This window comes from Frigoribacterium sp. 9N, assembly GCF_902506305.1.
Taxonomy (GTDB): domain Bacteria; phylum Actinomycetota; class Actinomycetes; order Actinomycetales; family Microbacteriaceae; genus Frigoribacterium.
In genome coordinates this window covers 1,953,440-1,966,506 of record NZ_LR733392.1, presented here as the reverse complement: position 1 = coordinate 1,966,506, position 13,067 = coordinate 1,953,440, and the positions used below count along the sequence as shown (strand labels likewise).

9 protein-coding genes and 3 rRNA genes are annotated in these 13,067 nt (G+C 57.2%); 6 read left to right on the top strand and 6 right to left on the bottom strand.

All coding sequences use genetic code 11. The features are described 5' to 3' along the window. Nucleotides 1-3: 3 nt before the first annotated feature. Together ARTHRO9V_RS12215 and ARTHRO9V_RS12210 are read right to left on the bottom strand one after the other, a co-directional pair. On the bottom strand, nucleotides 4-696 hold the full coding sequence (locus ARTHRO9V_RS12215; RefSeq protein WP_159827569.1) for an AAA family ATPase: 693 nt from the start codon (nucleotides 694-696) through the stop codon (nucleotides 4-6). Further along, nucleotides 693-1,712 (bottom strand): hypothetical protein, encoded by a 1,020-nt coding sequence (locus ARTHRO9V_RS12210; RefSeq protein ID WP_159827566.1) that lies wholly within the window; start codon nucleotides 1,710-1,712, stop codon nucleotides 693-695. Before ARTHRO9V_RS12210 ends, ARTHRO9V_RS12215 begins: the two co-directional genes overlap by 4 nt. A 189-nt stretch (nucleotides 1,713-1,901) precedes the next feature. Here ARTHRO9V_RS12210 and ARTHRO9V_RS12205 point away from each other — a divergent pair, with 189 nt between their 5' ends. Then, nucleotides 1,902-2,474, top strand: coding sequence for a hypothetical protein (locus ARTHRO9V_RS12205; protein ID WP_159827563.1), 573 nt, complete (start codon nucleotides 1,902-1,904; stop codon nucleotides 2,472-2,474). 45 nt (nucleotides 2,475-2,519) lie between these two features. Continuing rightward, nucleotides 2,520-2,987, top strand: a complete 468-nt coding sequence (locus ARTHRO9V_RS12200; protein ID WP_159827560.1) for a hypothetical protein — start codon at nucleotides 2,520-2,522, stop codon at nucleotides 2,985-2,987. On the opposite strand, the gene ARTHRO9V_RS12195 is transcribed toward ARTHRO9V_RS12200, so the two are convergent. Beyond that, nucleotides 2,972-3,937, bottom strand: coding sequence for a hypothetical protein (locus tag ARTHRO9V_RS12195; RefSeq protein ID WP_159827557.1), 966 nt, complete (start codon nucleotides 3,935-3,937; stop codon nucleotides 2,972-2,974). The genes ARTHRO9V_RS12200 and ARTHRO9V_RS12195 overlap by 16 nt on opposite strands. Before the next feature lie 192 nt (nucleotides 3,938-4,129). Between ARTHRO9V_RS12195 and ARTHRO9V_RS12190 the strand changes: the two genes are divergently transcribed. Then, a complete protein-coding gene (locus ARTHRO9V_RS12190; RefSeq protein WP_159827554.1) occupies nucleotides 4,130-4,726 on the top strand; it encodes a recombinase family protein in 597 nt (198 codons plus the stop codon). A 52-nt stretch (nucleotides 4,727-4,778) separates the two neighbouring features. On the opposite strand, the gene ARTHRO9V_RS12185 is transcribed toward ARTHRO9V_RS12190, so the two are convergent. From ARTHRO9V_RS12185 to ARTHRO9V_RS12175, 3 genes are all read right to left on the bottom strand, one after another. Continuing rightward, complete coding sequence (locus ARTHRO9V_RS12185; protein ID WP_159827551.1) at nucleotides 4,779-5,870, bottom strand: hypothetical protein; 1,092 nt, start codon at nucleotides 5,868-5,870, stop codon at nucleotides 4,779-4,781. Nucleotides 5,871-5,971: 101 nt separating this feature from the next. Then, on the bottom strand, nucleotides 5,972-6,679 hold the full coding sequence (locus ARTHRO9V_RS12180) for a L,D-transpeptidase (protein ID WP_159827548.1): 708 nt from the start codon (nucleotides 6,677-6,679) through the stop codon (nucleotides 5,972-5,974). A gap of 158 nt (nucleotides 6,680-6,837) precedes the next feature. After that, a complete protein-coding gene (locus ARTHRO9V_RS12175; RefSeq protein WP_159827545.1) occupies nucleotides 6,838-7,599 on the bottom strand; it encodes a hypothetical protein in 762 nt (253 codons plus the stop codon). Nucleotides 7,600-7,643: 44 nt separating this feature from the next. Here ARTHRO9V_RS12175 and ARTHRO9V_RS12170 point away from each other — a divergent pair. The 3 genes from ARTHRO9V_RS12170 to rrf all read left to right on the top strand — a co-directional run bounded on the left by ARTHRO9V_RS12170 (nucleotide 7,644) and on the right by rrf (nucleotide 13,032). Continuing rightward, nucleotides 7,644-9,163: ribosomal RNA gene (locus tag ARTHRO9V_RS12170) — 16S ribosomal RNA — on the top strand. Nucleotides 9,164-9,632: 469 nt separating this feature from the next. Beyond that, a 23S ribosomal RNA gene (locus tag ARTHRO9V_RS12165) occupies nucleotides 9,633-12,755 on the top strand. Between the two features lie 160 nt (nucleotides 12,756-12,915). After that, nucleotides 12,916-13,032 (top strand): 5S ribosomal RNA (gene rrf, locus ARTHRO9V_RS12160). Together the 16S, 23S and 5S rRNA genes form the textbook arrangement of a ribosomal RNA operon. Nucleotides 13,033-13,067: the final 35 nt, after the last annotated feature.

The following is a 13,067-nucleotide window of genomic DNA, read 5'->3' as shown; positions in this document are numbered from 1 at the left end:
TCGCTAGACCTCGCGAAGCGCTCCAACTACTTGCGGGTAGCTGCTGCGAGATAGGCGCTCAATGGAGCACGGAGTGAGAGGTGTGCGGGTCACGTCGCCGTAGTGCTGGATGACGAAAGCCTCCCCTGTGCGGAGCCCTGGCAACTGTTCCAGGAGAGCCAGGTCGTAGTGCGCGGGGAAGGTAGCGACCGCCTGCTCGACGGGCTGACCGAGGTAGATGGTGCTGTCGAGCCCGGTGAGGAGAGCAGGAGCAATGATGTTCTCCCGGCTCAGGATCACCAGGTAGATGCCAACTAGGTGCCCATCTGCGAACAGCTCCTCAATGGAGTCGCGAAGGGCAGGTTGAGGCTCGTCGAGAATGACGTAGATGTCGGCATCGCTCGCTGGCACGAAGTCCGAGTACCGCTCGAAGCGGGCACGTGCATCCAGAAGTAGCTCTTCGAGCAGCGTGAGCTGCTCTGCCTCGACAACGGCTACGCGAGCCCGGGCAGAGCCATACTCGGCAGGATTCGCCGTGAAAAGAACTAGCTCTGTCGCCTCCCGGTGTTGGAGTTGAGCAACGAGGTTTCTCGCCAGCACCGTCTTGCCGCTGCGTGCTCTGCCCGTGACGACGAGGTTGCCCTCGGCAGGTACGCAGACGGACACGGAAACGCCTGTCGTGCTCTGAGGCTCCCAGAGAGCTAGTCGCGCGCTCATCCCGTTACCTTCGGCTTCACGACGGCTGGTACCTCAGGCGCAGGAACCGGAGCCACGGGGGCGGCAGAGGGCTGAGGGGCACTCTCGGGGGTCGGGGTCGCCTCAGGAACTGGCTTTGCCTCGGGGACGGCTGGCGCGGAGACGACGATGGTCCCTGTCGCCTGTGTCGTGAGGCTGCGCTCCGAATCGGAAAGCACGTAATTGAGCGAGAAGGTGCCCGCCTTGGTGGGGGTAAAGACCACGCTTCCGCCCTCATCGAGCACCGCCCCTTCGGGCAACGTAGTCACCGAGACTGCTGGATCGCAGGCGACCTCGGGGACGGAGATTGAGCAGTCAGCGGATAGCTCAGAAGGCGTAATGGTGAGGCTCTCACCCAGCGTCATTGTGCGCTCGAAGGGGGCAGCGGAGATGCTCGGGTAAATCGGGTTGAAAGCGCCAGAAATCCAGGTGCCATCTAGGCGCTGAAGTGCGTAGCTCTGGTCATTCTCGACATCCTGGTTGCCTTCATCGCTCTCCGGATCTCCTACCGAAATGTCTGCGAGCTGCACCGGGATTGTGCCTCCCTCACCGGTTCTGGTCACGCCGGATTCGTTGGTGAATGACCAGGTGCCCGAGAGCGACCAGTCGTCCGCGCAGGGGAGAGTCGAGAAGTCGAACTCAGCAGTCTTCTCTTCGTTGGCGAAGTGCTCGGGGAGAAGGAATGTGTAGCTGATCGCGGTAACGCTGGAATCAGCCGAGGCGGCGGTAGCTGTTGCCTGTCCGAGGTAGTTGTTGCTCGAAGCTGTTGAATAGCAGAGGTTGGAGTAGCCAGATTCTGTTTGCTCGGAAGCTCTGTTGGCATCGCCCGCATCACCGCGTACGTACCAGGTGTTCTCTGCGGTCGGGGTGCTCAGCTCAACAGGTGCCGCTGAGGGGGCGGGCGCAGCCGTGGCGCTTGTGGCACCTAGGGCTGCAAAAGAGCCGAGCAGTGCTATGGCAAGAATGGAGGTAAGTAATTTAGTGTGCGTCTTGTTCATGAGATTCCTTCCGATGCGCCTCCTAAGGTTGGTTTTACGCATAAGTCAATTATCTCATGACGTAGTTTGCGAATAGCCATTAGCTAAATACTGACGACTTTTTCCTTTTGAGCCAGAAATGAAGATTATCTTCATTTTTGTGGATACCATTGATTTAGCGGTTAACCACCGTTGCTCTTGGAGGACTTTATGTTCAAAGGACACTTCACAGTATTTGTCACCGCCTGTTCGCTCATCTTCGGCGGACTCGCCTTCTGCGGGGGTGACATCCAGGCTTTGCCGGGAGCAAATGAATTTATCGTCACGCAGCAGACGAACGCCGTCATCGGAGCAGAGACTCAGCGCTTCGAGCTAACGGGTGGCTTTGCCGATGTGGTGCCTGAAATGAAGATCCCTGCGAACGTGAAGCACTCCACCATCACTTCTTCCGATGCCCAGAGCTATGTATTACTCACCGTCGCGCCGAATGACGACCTTTACTTGACTGCATCGACTCGCACCGTTGTGGGTGTTCCCGAGAAGATCGGCACTCTCCAAGCGCCGCCCGCGAGCATCGCAAATGTCTATTCAGGCGATGTAGATGGCACTGCTATCTCGAAGGTCGTTTACGGCTGGACCCTCGATGACGCAGCCGAGCGTCGAGCCGAAGTCACACTGACTGACATCTCGGAAGCTCCTTTCGCGCACACGCCTTCACAAGCCTTTGGGGCAGTGGGAAGCAAGGTGAATGAGCTAGCTAGCTTTTTCGCGAAAGCAAATTAATAACATTCGCTTGAGTTATCCGGGAGATCACGTCACTCTCTTCTTATGACTACCGAAAAGAAGATTTCTGCCAAGACCCTTCTCAACCTGAACGAGGCTGCTGAACTGACCGGAGTGAACTCCGGTCGCCTTGCCACCATGCGCAACCAGCTTCTCGAAGCGGGAGCCTCTGTTGAGGGTGGTCGCCGCAACCTGAAGTGGACGATCCCCATCTCTGCTCTCGTGCAGCTCGGCTTCCTAAGCGAGCAGTTCGAGCCCATCGAGCGCACCCGAGCCCGCCGCCGTACCAAGGAAGAGGTACTCGTGAGCACCATCGCAGGGCTCGACCGCGACCTCGCAGCGGCGGAGGAGCGGATGGCTACCCTTCGGGCTGCCCGCGACGAGAAGGCAGGGGCTCTGGCGGCGACTCGCGAGAAGAAGGTTGCGGTCGCTGAGCGCGAGGTGGAAAAGGCGAAGCGGCTGCTGGCAGAGTACGAGCCGCTGCTTAGCAGCGAGGGTTACGCCGGGGCTTGACCGCTCGCGAGGTCTAGTTCGGCAGCTAGAGGAATCTCTTCCTCATTCAGGCGGAACTGGCAGACAAAGCACGTAAAGGAGCTTTCGAATATAACGCTGTCGTACACATCGTTACCGCTCTCGTCTACGTACCCCTCTCTTAGGATGTACCGGGTGTCGAGCACGACTTTGCCTGAAGAATCGCAGACGGGACAACGCTCCTCCCGGTTGTAGAAGGGATCTTCCTCTCGGCTGTCGGTGCGGTATTCGAACTGACCAAGAATGAGTGCCCGTTGAGCAGTGGAAAGTGTGCTCCTCATAGCTGACCACCTCTTTTTTGCGGCGGCAAGCTTCCCGAGAACCGCATTTCTAGCTCGGTCTGTGTCCTCATCTTGAACTCGTTGGACGAGCTCCGCTGCTTCCGACCCGAAATATTCGCTTGTAGACATGCCAACGTATTCAAGGAACACTGATGCAGTCAGTATGAACTTATGCTGCTGAAGTCGGACAGTCTTCCCGTCAACGACACCCATGTGTGCGGCAGCATTTCGCGTGTCAAAGACGCTTTGTGCGTCCGTCTTGGTCGCGGTATTTCCGGTAAGGGCGGTTGCCGCCTGCCAAGCTTGCATCGCGCCGATTGTGAAGATGCTCTCTGGTTTGACGTTCACCGAAGTGCTGGTCTCGATACCTGACAGAAACTGCCCCCAATCGAGATTTTTCGTCGTTTCGAGCAGTAAGAGCGGGTTTGCGTTCGATGCCACTGACTTAAGCAAAGTCTCCAAAGCGAGCCCAGCGGTCACGGCGGCGGTCAGGAGTTCGATCGCTCCTTCTGACGAATACAGACGCAACGAATGCTGCGCTGCTTCCTTGCTCGCCGCCAGTAAGTGCTTCGTCACGTCCCGATTGGACGTGTCCCCGAATGTCCACAGTGCAAGTCGATCAGTCTGAGCCTCTTTGGCGTTCGTCCCCATGCTCTCCATCTATCGACCAAACCGTCCCGTCCGTCAGTCACAACACGACCGGCTTCTGACTCGTTCCTAGGACCTCGACACGTCGACGAGGGATGAGCGAGTTCCCGGGGCAGCGCCAATGTCAGTAGTCGCTGTCGCTATCAAGTAGTCACAAACCGCGCGCTACTGATGTTCTGACCGACACGGGGAACCATGATTCTTGGCTACGCACGAGCGAGCACCGTGGAGCAAGCTGCCTCCGTCGAGCAGCAGGTGGAGCGGCTCAAGGCTGCGGGTGCCGAAAAGATCTGGAGCGACCTCGGGGTCTCGGGCGGAACCATGTACCGAGGCGAATTCCAGAAGATGCTCGAACAGGCTAGGACCGGCGATGTCATCCTGGTTTCCAAGCTCGACCGCTTCGGCAGAACGGTTCGCGGCATCGTCGAGTTGGTAGACGAACTCACTACTCGCGGCATCGCTCTCCGCACTCTCGACGGAATCGACACCTCTGACGAGAACCCTTCGTCGCGTTTCTTCCTCCAGATCATGGCTAGCTTCGCAGAGCTGGAGCGCTCCATGACGCGCCTCCGCACTAAGGAGGCTGCTGCCGCTCGACGCGATCCGAAGACCGGACGCATGCGCGGTAATCAGGGCGGAAGACCCGCCGTCATCAAGACGGAGGCGCAGGCGGCGGCGATTCGGCGGCTCTATGAGAGTGGGATGACGGCGAAGGCGGTGGCGGAGCTGCACCGGGTGTCAGAGTCGAGCATCAGACGCTCGCTTCGGGCAACGGCTAGCCCGAAGGCATGAAGAAACCGCCCCGTGCTCGCAGTGAGCACGGGGCGGTCCCGGGAGTGGCTGCTTATCCCTGGCGCACCATTGCGTTGAAGCTCGGCATGGCATTCGTGCTGGCTCCTTCTCCGGTGCCGCCCGAGTATGTCTGGGTCTCGGGCACGCTCCACGCCCATTCGGACCAGTCATTCGTCACGGAGATTGACGCAGAGCAGTCGAAGCTCGCCGTCTCGCCTAGAGCGATGGCTCCCGTGTCTGCATGCTCGCAGCTCACCGGTGCGGACTCGCCGGTCATCGTGTTGGTGAGCACGGGCTTCGCGAGACGGATCTCGCTCGGAGAAGTACCGGAGCCACCACGCATGGTATAGCTGGCTTCGAAGCGAGTTGTCGCCAGTTGTGCGCCGTTAGCTAGGTAGAGGCGGGGGCTTTCCTTCGTGGAATTGTCTTCGAGCAGGGGTGCATCTCCACCGTCGTAGCCGTAAGCGAAGACGGTTGCGCCCGTCGCGTCACAGACGGTTACCTTCTGCGAGATGTCTTTGTAGCCCACGAAGCCGGGGTCGTCAGTGGTGTTGGAGTTGCAAGCAACGGCAATTCCGCCATCGTCGTCGCTTCTCTCATCGCCCGCGAAAGGGTCGGGAAGCGTGGTGCTCGGCTTTGCCTCTGTGTACCCCGTGAAGGTATCGGCGCTTTGCGATACTCGGTAGAAGATTTTTCCGCTCTGGCTCTTCGCAGCCATGAGGTACTTGCTGCCGTCGTCGCTCACCTCCATTTTGAAATCAACCCCGCCCGAGAGCGTGAGCTTGATGCCGCCGCTCTTCAACTCATCGACGGTCCGGGCATAGCCGCTGGAGGACGAAGTGGAGGCGGCAGCAAGAATCGTGCCGGGCATAGGAGCCAGTGGGTTGGCGAAGTTTCCGTCGTAGCCCGAGAGTCGCATCTCCTGCGCAAAAGCGGCATTGGCGAGGTCGGTTCGCGCGTTGTTGTCGCGAGCATTGTTGATGAGACCGGGGGCGGTGACGAGACCGGCAGCAATCAAGATGGCAGACACAGCGATGGTGATCGTCTGCATGATGCTGTTTTCTGCCGCATCCGTGCGGAGGTCGAGAGTGGTAGGTAGGCACAGCTTCGGAGCTGCAGATGGTGGAGCGACGAGCAGGGTCATGTCGGGTAATTCCTTTCGAGTATTTCCTCCTTATTTAGGTGGATTTCGTACTCCAATTTTACCTTCTGCAAACCCTCTTATTTGTGTTATCCATTTTCTCGCTAGTTGAAAATGACTGGGGTGCCGACCGGTAAGGCACCAATAATTCGAGCTATCTCTGCACTCACCCTTACGCAGCCGTGCGAGTGAGATCCGCCGCTCGTCGAGTAGTGGATCGCGGTCAGTCCGGCATCCCCGTTGTAGAAATCCAGCGTCTCGCTATGTGCTCCAAGGAGGGCAATGGGTTCGCCGCCCGTCCACGGTTGGCTTTCCCCGTCCGTGTATATGGCGCTCACGTAGCTCAACGTGCCTGCACTCGGTGTGGGGGCTTCGGGGGAGCCGAGAGTGAGGCTTTGCTCTGCGGCGGTGACTTCGCCGTCCTTGGTCTCGATGGATACGGCGTGCTCCGCCACGTTCACTCGGACGACGCTTTCGACCTCAGTGACGGCGAAGTCAGCAGCTCGCACCCAACCGAAGGTCGCGGCAACCGGAGCCCCCTCGCTCTGGCTTGGCAGAACACTGCGCGCTGGTGTGCCAACGAGCAGCCAGCATGATCGGGTCCCGTAAACGGGCAGCGCCGTGGGAGTCTCGACCGTTGTAGCGTCGATGTAGCCGACTGGCTCCGAAGAAGGTGTGGCAGTTGCGTAGATGCCTGTTTTGGCGGCAATTGGTGTGGCTACCTGCCAGGTGACTTCGGGGGCGATGCCGGGTGAAGCCGCATCGAGCAATTCTGGGATGAGTGCGTCGTAGTAGACGTGGGGGAGCCCCACCAGGTCATCTTGGGAGAGGGCTGGGGGGATCGCCGGCTCTGGGGTGGCTGATGGGCTCGGTGCGGTCGCGGCCGGAGACGCGACGGTCGGAGAGGCTGCGGCGGCGCAGCCAGCGAGCATGAAGGTCAGTGTGGCTAGCAACACTACGAGCGCAGTCCTCATTTCCATTCCACCCAGACCACCTGTACTTTGCCGTCAGCCGTGAAGGCAACCTCTTGAACAAGCTCGAAGTAACGAGTCACCTCGTGCTCCATTCCGTTCTCCATCACCGCGTATGTGGGGTAGAAAGGTCCATTGGAAAAGTCGTCGAGATGTAGCCGGTAGTTGGCGACGTTCTCGTTGCGGTAAGCCTCCAACACTGGGACCTCAGTGAGCGTGGAGCCATTCTTGGACATCTGAACAGATACGAGACGGCTAGTGAGGTGGAGGTCTCCCTCGTCATCGGTGAGCGAAAAGTTGATAAAGCACCCCGTCTCGTCCATGCCCATCCACGCTGAAATTGCGTGCGAGCCTTCGGTGTCGAGATGCTGAGTCTTGCCAAGTATGAAGGCGGTGTTGTCCCTTTCTAGCCAGGCTTTTTGCGCAAATTCGCTCGACCTGTCGCAGGCAGCAGAAAGGTTTGGCTGCTCTGTATCCGGCTGCTCGATTCCGGCACAAGCTGTGAGCAGGAGGGTGACAGCGGCTACAAGCGCGGCACCTGACGCGAGGCGGTTCTTCCGGCTTTCTCTTAGCTCGTTATCGCGTGTTTTTCTTCTTGTTCTCATGATGGTTCCTTTCGGCATTCGCCGGGTTGTGGGGTGAGGGGGTGGGGCTACTTCGAGTCCCAGGGGATCTTTGGTGGGGTTGTGAGTGGTGTTTAGGTTTCTTTGAGATTGATGGACAACAACAATCGTCAGATTGTTTTGTTCTTTAGTCAGCATCAAATTCAGCAGTCATGGCCTATTCCGGTTGTGCTGTTTTTTCTTTTACGGAGAGTTTGATCCTGGCTCAGGACGAACGCTGGCGGCGTGCTTAACACATGCAAGTCGAACGATGAACTGGAGCTTGCTCCAGGGATTAGTGGCGAACGGGTGAGTAACACGTGAGTAACCTGCCCTTGACTCTGGGATAAGCGCTAGAAATGGCGTCTAATACCGGATACGAGCTTCAGCCGCATGGCTAGGAGTTGGAAAGAATTTTGGTCAAGGATGGACTCGCGGCCTATCAGCTAGTTGGTGAGGTAATGGCTCACCAAGGCGACGACGGGTAGCCGGCCTGAGAGGGTGACCGGCCACACTGGGACTGAGACACGGCCCAGACTCCTACGGGAGGCAGCAGTGGGGAATATTGCACAATGGGCGAAAGCCTGATGCAGCAACGCCGCGTGAGGGATGACGGCCTTCGGGTTGTAAACCTCTTTTAGTAGGGAAGAAGCGAAAGTGACGGTACCTGCAGAAAAAGCACCGGCTAACTACGTGCCAGCAGCCGCGGTAATACGTAGGGTGCAAGCGTTGTCCGGAATTATTGGGCGTAAAGAGCTCGTAGGCGGTTTGTCGCGTCTGCTGTGAAATCTGGGGGCTCAACCCCCAGCCTGCAGTGGGTACGGGCAGACTAGAGTGCGGTAGGGGAGATTGGAATTCCTGGTGTAGCGGTGGAATGCGCAGATATCAGGAGGAACACCGATGGCGAAGGCAGATCTCTGGGCCGTAACTGACGCTGAGGAGCGAAAGCATGGGGAGCGAACAGGATTAGATACCCTGGTAGTCCATGCCGTAAACGTTGGGAACTAGATGTGGGGGCCATTCCACGGTCTCCGTGTCGCAGCTAACGCATTAAGTTCCCCGCCTGGGGAGTACGGCCGCAAGGCTAAAACTCAAAGGAATTGACGGGGGCCCGCACAAGCGGCGGAGCATGCGGATTAATTCGATGCAACGCGAAGAACCTTACCAAGGCTTGACATATACCGGAAACGTCCAGAGATGGTCGCCCCGCAAGGTCGGTATACAGGTGGTGCATGGTTGTCGTCAGCTCGTGTCGTGAGATGTTGGGTTAAGTCCCGCAACGAGCGCAACCCTCGTTCTATGTTGCCAGCACGTTATGGTGGGAACTCATAGGAGACTGCCGGGGTCAACTCGGAGGAAGGTGGGGATGACGTCAAATCATCATGCCCCTTATGTCTTGGGCTTCACGCATGCTACAATGGCCGGTACAAAGGGCTGCGATACCGTAAGGTGGAGCGAATCCCAAAAAGCCGGTCTCAGTTCGGATTGAGGTCTGCAACTCGACCTCATGAAGTCGGAGTCGCTAGTAATCGCAGATCAGCAACGCTGCGGTGAATACGTTCCCGGGCCTTGTACACACCGCCCGTCAAGTCATGAAAGTCGGTAACACCCGAAGCCAGTGGCCTAACCCTTGTGGATGGAGCTGTCGAAGGTGGGATCGGTGATTAGGACTAAGTCGTAACAAGGTAGCCGTACCGGAAGGTGCGGCTGGATCACCTCCTTTCTAAGGAGCATGTACTCGCCCCGCGGTATACACGGGGGTCAACGAGTCAAGTCGGTTTCGAAGCGAATGTCTTCGGCCGGCGCTCATGGGTGGAACATTGACAATGGCTCTTCGCGGAGAGCATCAGCGCTAGTACGGCACCTTCGGGTGTCTGGAAGGTGAGGGTGTTCGAGGTGGGGGGCGTGCACGCTGTTGGGTCCTGAGGGACCAAGCACCCATGCTTTTGAGTGTGGGGGTTTTTCCTCTGGGCCATGAAAGTCCTGCATCAATCGCAGGGTGATCATGGTGCCGCCCGTATTTTGAGAACTACACAGTGGACGCGAGCATCTTAGTCGCAAGCAGGGCCGGCCTTCGGGTTGGTTGTTGTTTGTGATACTAAGTGCAATTTCTTAGACCAATCCGCCCTTTGGGTGTGGTTGGCGAATGAGATAACACTGAGCTGTCAGTCTTTGGCTGGCAGCAACTTTGTGGTCAAGTTTCTAAGAGCAAACGGTGGATGCCTTGGCATCTGGAGCCGAAGAAGGACGTAGAAATCTGCGATAAGCCTCGGGGAGCTGATAATCGAGCCCTGATCCGAGGATTTCCGAATGGGGAAACCCCGCCAGGCGTTATGTCTGGTGACTCCCGCCTGAATATATAGGGCGGGTAGAGGGAACGTGGGGAAGTGAAACATCTCAGTACCCACAGGAAGAGAAAACAACAGTGATTCCGTCAGTAGTGGCGAGCGAAATCGGAAGAGGCTAAACCGGTCATGTGTGATAGACGGCGGTCGTTGCATGGTCGGGGTTGTGGGACCCGTTGTCCTGTTCTGCCGGACAGGAACAGTTACAGCGCAGTATAGGCGAACAGCTTTGAATGGCTGGTCATAGAGGGTGCGAACCCCGTAGCCGAAATGCTGGCGCTGGCTGAATGGGGATCCCAAGTAGCTCGGGGCCCGAGAAATCCCGTGTGAATCTGTCAGGACCACCTGATAAGCCTAAATACTCCCAGATGACCGATAGCGGACAAGTACCGTGAGGGAAAGGTGAAAAGTACCCCGGGAGGGGAGTGAAATAGTACCTGAAACCGTTTGCTTACAAACCGTTGGAGCCTCCTTGTAGGGGTGACAGCGTGCCTTTTGAAGAATGAGCCTGCGAGTTAGCGATATGTGGCGAGGTTAACCCGTGTGGGGTAGCCGTAGCGAAAGCGAGTCTTAATAGGGCGATCCAGTCGCATGTCCTAGACCCGAAGCGAAGTGATCTATCCATGGCCAGGTTGAAGCGACGGTAAGACGTCGTGGAGGACCGAACCCACTTAGGTTGAAAACTGAGGGGATGAGCTGTGGATAGGGGTGAAAGGCCAATCAAACTTCGTGATAGCTGGTTCTCTCCGAAATGCATTTAGGTGCAGCGTTGCGTGTTTCTTGCCGGAGGTAGAGCTACTGGATGGCCGATGGGGCCCAAAAGCTTACTGACGTCAGCCAAACTCCGAATGCCGGTAAGTGAGAGCGCAGCAGTGAGACGGTGGGGGATAAGCTTCATCGTCGAGAGGGAAACAACCCAGACTACCAACTAAGGTCCCTAAGCGTGTGCTAAGTGGGAAAGGATGTGGAGTTGCATAGACAACCAGGAGGTTGGCTTAGAAGCAGCCACCCTTGAAAGAGTGCGTAATAGCTCACTGGTCAAGTGATTCCGCGCCGACAATGTAACGGGGCTCAAGCACACCACCGAAGTTGTAGATTTCGTATTATAGACAAGCCTTCGTGGTTCAGTCGTACGGAGTGGTAGGAGAGCGTCGTGTGGCCAGTGAAGCGGCGGTGTAAACCAGCCGTGGAGGCCACACGAGTGAGAATGCAGGCATGAGTAGCGAAAGACGGGTGAGAAACCCGTCCTCCGAAAGACCAAGGGTTCCAGGGCCAGGTTAATCCGCCCTGGGTAAGTCGGGACCTAAGGCGAGGCCGACAGGCGTAGTCGATGGACAACGGGTTGATATTCCCGTACCGGCGAAGAACCGCCCAAGCTAATCCAGTGGTGCTAAGAGTCCTAACCCGGCTGAGTGGATCCCTTCGGGGTGATGCCGGCCGGTCTAACGCTCGACCCCATGCTGGTGCGGTTAACGTATTAACAGGTGTGACGCAGGAAGGTAGCTGAGCCAGGCGATGGTATCCGTAAGGTGAACCTGGTGTAAGGATGTAGGGCTGACGATAGGCAAATCCGTCGTCAATGCGCCTGAGATCCGATGCGTACCCCGATTGGGGGAAATCAGTGATCCTATGCTGCCGAGAAAAGCATCGACGTGAGGTTCAAGCCGCCCGTACCCCAAACCGACTCAGGTGGTCAGGTAGAGAATACCAAGGAGATCGAGAGAATCGTGGTTAAGGAACTCGGCAAAATGCCCCCGTAACTTCGGGAGAAGGGGGGCCGGAACCGTGATGGGATTTACTCCCGGAGCGGGAAAGGCCGCAGAGACCAGTGGGAAGCGACTGTTTACTAAAAACACAGGTCCGTGCCAAGTCGCAAGACGATGTATACGGACTGACGCCTGCCCGGTGCTGGAAGGTTAAGAGGAAGGGTTAGCGCAAGCGAAGCTCAGAATTTAAGCCCCAGTAAACGGCGGTGGTAACTATAACCATCCTAAGGTAGCGAAATTCCTTGTCGGGTAAGTTCCGACCTGCACGAATGGCGTAACGACTTCCCAGCTGTCTCAACCGCGAACTCGGCGAAATTGCACTACGAGTAAAGATGCTCGTTACGCGCAGCAGGACGGAAAGACCCCGTGACCTTTACTACAGCTTGGTATTGGTGTTCGGAGTGGCTTGTGTAGGATAGGTGGGAGACTGTGAAGCTTGGACGCTAGTTCAGGTGGAGTCATTGTTGAAATACCACTCTGGTCACTTTGGATATCTAACTACGAACCGTGATCCGGTTCTGGGACAGTGCCTGGTGGGTAGTTTAACTGGGGCGGTTGCCTCCCAAAAAGTAACGGAGGCGCCCAAAGGTTCCCTCAACCTGGTTGGCAATCAGGTGTCGAGTGTAAGTGCACAAGGGAGCTTGACTGTGAGACTGACAAGTCGAGCAGGGACGAAAGTCGGGACTAGTGATCCGGCAGTGGCTTGTGGAAGCGCTGTCGCTCAACGGATAAAAGGTACCTCGGGGATAACAGGCTGATCTTGCCCAAGAGTCCATATCGACGGCATGGTTTGGCACCTCGATGTCGGCTCGTCGCATCCTGGGGCTGGAGTAGGTCCCAAGGGTTGGGCTGTTCGCCCATTAAAGCGGTACGCGAGCTGGGTTTAGAACGTCGTGAGACAGTTCGGTCCCTATCCGCTGCGCGCGTAGGAAATTTGAGAAGATCTATCCCTAGTACGAGAGGACCGGGATGGACGAACCTCTGGTGTGTCAGTTGTCCTGCCAAGGGCACCGCTGATTAGCTACGTTCGGAACGGATAACCGCTGAAAGCATCTAAGCGGGAAGCCGGCTTCGAGATGAGATTTCCATACCCTTAGGGGTGAGAGGCTCCCAGCTAGACTACTGGGTTGATAGGCCGGATGTGGAAGTGGGGACTAACGACCCATGGAGCTGACCGGTACTAATAAGCCGATAACTTGACAACACTCCCTCCCTGTAGAGGTGGGGGAAAGCTGCTTGCGTCCACTATGTGGTTCCCGAAATACGGTCGGGAACAACTCAACAGACAAGTCGCCACATCTGTAACGGATGGGGTGCATGGTCTGAAACAGACTTCACCACCAGCAATGGTGTGTGGTAAATGTTTCGGCGGCCATAGCGAGAGGGAAACGCCCGGTCACATTCCGAACCCGGAAGCTAAGACTCTCAGCGCCGATGGTACTGCAAGGGGGACCTTGTGGGAGAGTAGGACACCGCCGGACTCCTTTTAGTGCGAACAGCACACGAAACACCAGAA

Bases quoted from the DNA above. Each gene is read 5' to 3' on its own strand.
- ARTHRO9V_RS12195 (WP_159827557.1), bottom strand. From the start codon at position 3,937: ATGGGGACGAACGCCAAAGAGGCTCAGACTGATCGACTTGCACTGTGG.
- ARTHRO9V_RS12215 (WP_159827569.1), bottom strand. From the start codon at position 696: ATGAGCGCGCGACTAGCTCTCTGGGAGCCTCAGAGCACGACAGGCGTT.
- ARTHRO9V_RS12200 (WP_159827560.1), top strand. From the start codon at position 2,520: ATGACTACCGAAAAGAAGATTTCTGCCAAGACCCTTCTCAACCTGAAC.
- ARTHRO9V_RS12205 (WP_159827563.1), top strand. From the start codon at position 1,902: ATGTTCAAAGGACACTTCACAGTATTTGTCACCGCCTGTTCGCTCATC.
- ARTHRO9V_RS12175 (WP_159827545.1), bottom strand. From the start codon at position 7,599: ATGCTGACTAAAGAACAAAACAATCTGACGATTGTTGTTGTCCATCAA.
- ARTHRO9V_RS12185 (WP_159827551.1), bottom strand. From the start codon at position 5,870: ATGACCCTGCTCGTCGCTCCACCATCTGCAGCTCCGAAGCTGTGCCTA.
- ARTHRO9V_RS12210 (WP_159827566.1), bottom strand. From the start codon at position 1,712: ATGAACAAGACGCACACTAAATTACTTACCTCCATTCTTGCCATAGCA.
- ARTHRO9V_RS12190 (WP_159827554.1), top strand. From the start codon at position 4,130: ATGATTCTTGGCTACGCACGAGCGAGCACCGTGGAGCAAGCTGCCTCC.